Source organism: Bradyrhizobium sp. SHOUNA76, assembly GCF_023006445.1.
GTDB lineage: Bacteria > Pseudomonadota > Alphaproteobacteria > Rhizobiales > Xanthobacteraceae > Bradyrhizobium.
This window is the reverse complement of record NZ_JALBHA010000582.1, coordinates 1-3,701: the sequence shown is the minus strand read 5'-3', so window position 1 is coordinate 3,701 and position 3,701 is coordinate 1. Positions and strand designations below refer to the sequence as shown.

At 63.7% G+C, this 3,701-nt stretch carries 3 protein-coding genes; 1 reads left to right on the top strand and 2 read right to left on the bottom strand.

Going from position 1 to position 3,701, the window contains the following annotated elements; genetic code table 11:
- Nucleotides 1–2,694: EAL domain-containing protein (locus MOV74_RS33675; RefSeq protein ID WP_246931296.1), on the bottom strand; the 2,694-nt coding region annotated here is incomplete at its 3' end.
- Nucleotides 2,695–3,008: 314 nt separating this feature from the next.
- On the opposite strand from MOV74_RS33675, the gene MOV74_RS33670 reads away from it, so the two are divergent.
- Nucleotides 3,009–3,173 carry a Flp family type IVb pilin gene (locus tag MOV74_RS33670; protein ID WP_246931295.1) on the top strand — a complete coding sequence of 55 codons (165 nt, stop codon included), beginning with the start codon at nt 3,009–3,011 and terminating at the stop codon, nt 3,171–3,173.
- A gap of 3 nt (nt 3,174–3,176) precedes the next feature.
- Here the strand turns inward: MOV74_RS33670 and moaC are convergent, their stop codons facing one another.
- Nucleotides 3,177–3,695: a cyclic pyranopterin monophosphate synthase MoaC gene (moaC, locus tag MOV74_RS33665; protein WP_246931297.1), complete on the bottom strand. Its 519-nt coding sequence runs from the start codon at nt 3,693–3,695 to the stop codon at nt 3,177–3,179.
- Nucleotides 3,696–3,701 lie beyond the last annotated feature (6 nt).

Genomic DNA, 3,701 nt, shown 5'->3' with positions numbered 1-3,701 from the left:
CTGGGCGAGCCGGCTGCGATGCAGCGCGAACAGCTCGAGCACCTTGTCGGCGGGCTTTGCGGCGCTGAAGAGATACCCCTGCATCTCGGAACAGCCGAGTGCGCGCAGCAGGCGCTGCTGCTCCTCGGTCTCGACGCCCTCGGCCGTGGTGGTCATGCGGCGCGCGGCCGCCAGATTGACGACGGCCTGGACGATGCTGGCTGAGCCGTCGGGACCGGCGATGTCGTCGACGAAACAGCGGTCAATCTTGATCTTGTCGAACGGGAAGCGGTGCAGATAGCTCAGCGACGAGTAGCCGGTGCCGAAATCGTCGAGCGCGATGCGCACGCCGATGGCCCGGAGCTGGTGCAGGATCGTAAGCGCAGTGTCGTCGTCGCGGATCAGCACCGCCTCGGTGATCTCGAGCTCCAGCCGGCTCGCCGGCAGGTTCGAAGCGGCGAGCGCCGCCATGATCTTCAGCGCCAGCGTGCCGCTCTTGAACTGCACCGGCGAGACGTTGACGGCGAGGCGGATGTCGTCGGGCCAGCTTGCCGCCTCCCGGCAGGCGGTCGCCAGCACCCATTCGCCGATCTCGTTGATCAGGCCGGTATCTTCGGCGATCGGGATGAACTCCGCCGGCGAGACCATGCCGCGCTCGGGATGGCGCCAGCGCACCAGTGCCTCGCAGCCGGTGATGCGATCATCCTTCAGGCCGAGGCAGGGCTGGTAATAGACCTCGAGGCCGCCTTCGAGACCCCCTTGGGCGATGGCGTGGCGCAGGTCGCTCTCGAGCTGCCGGCGTTCGCGGGCCTTGGCGTCCATCTCCGGCTCGAAGAAGCGATAGGTGCGGCGTCCGGCGGATTTGGCGGCATACATCGCCATGTCCGCGTTCTTGAGGATCTGGTCGAGCGCAGTGCCATGTTCGGGTGCGAGCGCGATTCCGATGCTGGCATCGGTGTTGAGATGATGGCCCAGACAGTCGAACGGCGCGCGGATAGCCTCGAAGATCCGCGCGACGAGTTCGTTGACCTGGTCCAGCGACGTCACCGGGCTCTGTACGATGGCGAATTCGTCGCCGCCGAGCCGCGCCACGAAATCCGCCGGGCCCGCACAGCGGCGCAGGCTTGCGGCAACCGATTTCAGCAGCTCGTCCCCGACGAGATGGCCGAGCGCGTCGTTGACGCCCTTGAACTCGTCGATGTCGATGTAATGCACCGCGATCTCTTCGCCGTTGCCGATAGCGGCCAGCTCTTCGCGCAGATGCTCGTGGAACATGGTGCGGTTGGGCAGATCGGTCAGCGAGTCGTAATGGGCGAGGTGGGTGATGCGCTCCTCGATGCGACGACGCTCGGTGATATCCTCATGGGTTGCCACCCAGCCGCCGTCCGCGAGCGGTTCGTTGAGGATGTGGATCGAGCGGCCATCGGAGGTCTCGACCACCATGGAGTTGCGCACATGGATGCCCTTCAGCACGCGGGCGAGATAATCGTCGACGTCGCCCGTGAACGAGCCGGTCACCTTGCGATGGGCGATGATGTCGTGGAAGCTCGAGCCGGGCTTCACGGTTTCGGCCGATAGTCCGTACATCTCGATGTAGCGCTGATTGCAGACCACCAGCCGCTGCCCGGCGTCGAACAGCAAAAGGCCTTGCGTCATGTTGTTGACGGCGCGGTCGAGCCGCTGCTTTTCCAGCGTCAATCGTTCCCGCGAGAGTCGGTGCTGCGCCAGCAGCTTGCGCACGACCGCGATCAGAACGCCTGCGATGGCGAGCGCGGAAGAGGCGGCGACCGACATCAGGATGCCGATCTGCTCGCGCCAGTCCGCTAGTGCAGCCGCGCGCGTCGTGGTGGCCATCATCAGGATCGGGTAGTGGGGCAGGGCGCGCGAGGAGATCAGCCGGTCGTCGCCGTCGACCGGGCTTACGAAACGGCCGGCGAATTGATCGAGGCCGAAAACCCTCTGCTGCGCAAATGAACCGTTCTTGAAATTTCGCCCCATCAATTCGCTGGAATGCGGATACCGGGCGAGCAGCGTACCGTCGCGATGCAGCATCGAGATTGTGGCGTCTTCGCCGAGCGCGACGGAGGCGAAGAATTTCTCAAAATTCGCGGGCTCGATCCCGCGTCCGACGACACCCAGGAATTCGCCGCTTGGTCCGACGATCCTCCGGGCCACCAGGATGGTCCATGCGCCGGAGATGCGGCTGTGCAGCGGCTCGATCAGCACGTCAGGCGAATAGGGATCGTATTTGAAGGTGCGAAAATAGCCGCGATCGGCAACGTTCACTTTCGGAGCCGGCCATGCCGTGGAGGAATTGATCAGATCGCCTTCGGCGTCGATGATGTTGACGCCGCCGATGTAGGGCAGCGCCTCGATCTTCGAGCGCAACATCCGATGGACGTCCTGGCCCGAGAGGCGCTTGCGATAGTCGTCGGCACTGTTGATTGTTGTGGTGCGGACGTGGTCGACGAAATCCTTCTGGATGACCGCGAAATCCTGCAATTGCTGATCGAAATGGTGGGCGAGCAGCAGCACCGTGTTGTCAAGCTCGCGGCTGGAGTTACGCAGTGCCCGCTCGCGGAAATTCTGCGCCATCAGCACCGAGCCTATGGCAATTGCTGCGATCAGCAGCGTGCCGCTCATCACCAGCCAGCGGATCGGTCCGCCGCGCACGAAGGCCTGGTCAAAGAGGCGATTGCCTAATCTCGTCATCATGCTGGATCATTGCCGTGCACACGTCAGGGTCAATTCTTGGCCCGGTAAACATCCGTTGGTTTACGGGATCGGTGTGGAGGCGAAGTTAGGAAGCGCGGTTAATGCGATGTGAACGGCCGCGCACAAAAGCAATCGATGCGCCGGGCGCAAGACCGTGCAGGAATTGCCGCAAGCTCCCGCGATGCCGGTCAATTCCTGCCGGCCGTGCCGTGATCAACCAGGGCTTAACCATCTAACATGTTGGCGTTCCTCGAAAGCGCATTGGCACGTGATTTGCGAACACATCTGCCAAAGACACAGAGAGGGACACGACCATGACGAACATTCTGAAGAGCTTCATCGCCGACGAGCGTGGTGCGACCGCGATCGAATACGGCCTGATCGCCGCCGGCATCGCGCTTGCGATCATCACCGTCGTGAACGGCCTGGGCAGCAGGCTCAACACGAAATTCACATCGATCAGCACGTCGCTGAAGTAACGTTCACGCGCGGTAGTGGCCGGACTTGCCGCCGAGCTTCTCGACCAGATGGATACCCTCGATGCGCACGCCGCGCTCGACCGCCTTGATCATGTCGTAGATGGTGAGGCAGGCGACCGACACGGCCGTGAGGGCCTCCATCTCGACGCCGGTCGGGCCCGTCACCTTCACGCTGGCGCGAACGAGGCAGCCCGGCAATTTCACGTCGGGCTCGATGTCGAGCGTCACCTTCGACAGCGCGAGCGGATGGCAGAGCGGGATCAGTTCCGAAGTGCGCTTGGCGGCCATGATGCCGGCGATGCGGGCTGTGCCGAGCACGTCGCCCTTCTTGGCATTGCCGGATACGATCAGATCGAGCGTCGCCCTGGTCATGACAACGCGGCCTTCGGCGACCGCGAGCCGCTCGGTCGCGGGCTTGTCCGACACGTCGACCATTCGCGCCTCGCCGGAGGCGCCGATATGGGTGAGGGCGGGGCCAGCCTTGGCTCTCAGGGGCTTGGTCTTGGAAGGCTTGCGCGCCATGTCAGC

Coding starts and splice junctions, on each gene's coding strand:
- MOV74_RS33670 (WP_246931295.1), top strand. CDS start 3,009: ATGACGAACATTCTGAAGAGCTTCATCGCCGACGAGCGTGGTGCGACC.
- moaC (WP_246931297.1), bottom strand. CDS start 3,695: ATGGCGCGCAAGCCTTCCAAGACCAAGCCCCTGAGAGCCAAGGCTGGC.